Here is a 707-nt window from a genome sequence, read left to right as displayed (position 1 = left end):
GAAAGAAGAAGATATCGATTGATGAAGGTTTGAGAAACATTAAGTCTGGAACAAAGATTGTGACAAGCATGGCGGCAATGGAAGCTCAGGGTCTTCTAAAGAACCTCCACAGAGTTGAGGACGTAGAGAATGTGGCCGTTGCAACTTGTTTGAATATTGGAGAGTATCCGTTCTTCGTTAATAAAGAATATGAAGGCAGATTTCTGAACGAGTCTTGGTTCCATTCGGTGGGCGCCAGGAAGGCAGTCAGCAGCGGCCTTAGGACAGTGACATACATCCCAAACAATCTTCATGTTGCAGGTATTGAGCGTATTGTGGCAAACAAACCCGATATATTCTGGGGTGTTGCCTCGCCGATGGACAGAAATGGATACATGACCGTTTCGTTGTCCACGGTATATGAAAGAGATATGGTAGAGAACGCGAAGATGGTAATTCTGGAAGTAAATGAGAAAGCGCCGAAGACTCATGGAGACACTCACGTTCACATAAGTGAGGTCGATTATGTGATAGAAAACACTTTTGACATTCCTGAACTGCCGGACACTGAACCATCGGAGACTGAAATGAACATCGCGGGACATATTTCTTCGCTTGTTGTAGATGGAGCAACTTTGCAGATTGGAATCGGAGGGATTCCAAACGCCGTTGCAAGACTTATGGAAGATAAGCACGACCTAGGAATTCACACCGAAATGTTTACTGAG

1 pseudogene is annotated in these 707 nt (G+C 44.7%); it reads left to right on the top strand.

What is annotated here, in order from left to right:
• Positions 1-707 (top strand): annotated as a pseudogene (locus BG32_RS07285) (4-hydroxybutyrate--acetyl-CoA CoA transferase); the annotation flags it as partial.

This window comes from Mesotoga sp. HF07.pep.5.2.highcov (assembly GCF_003666285.1).
GTDB lineage: Bacteria > Thermotogota > Thermotogae > Petrotogales > Kosmotogaceae > Mesotoga > Mesotoga prima.
The sequence above is the reverse complement of the archived record's forward strand: the minus strand, read 5'-3'. Positions and strand labels throughout refer to the sequence as shown.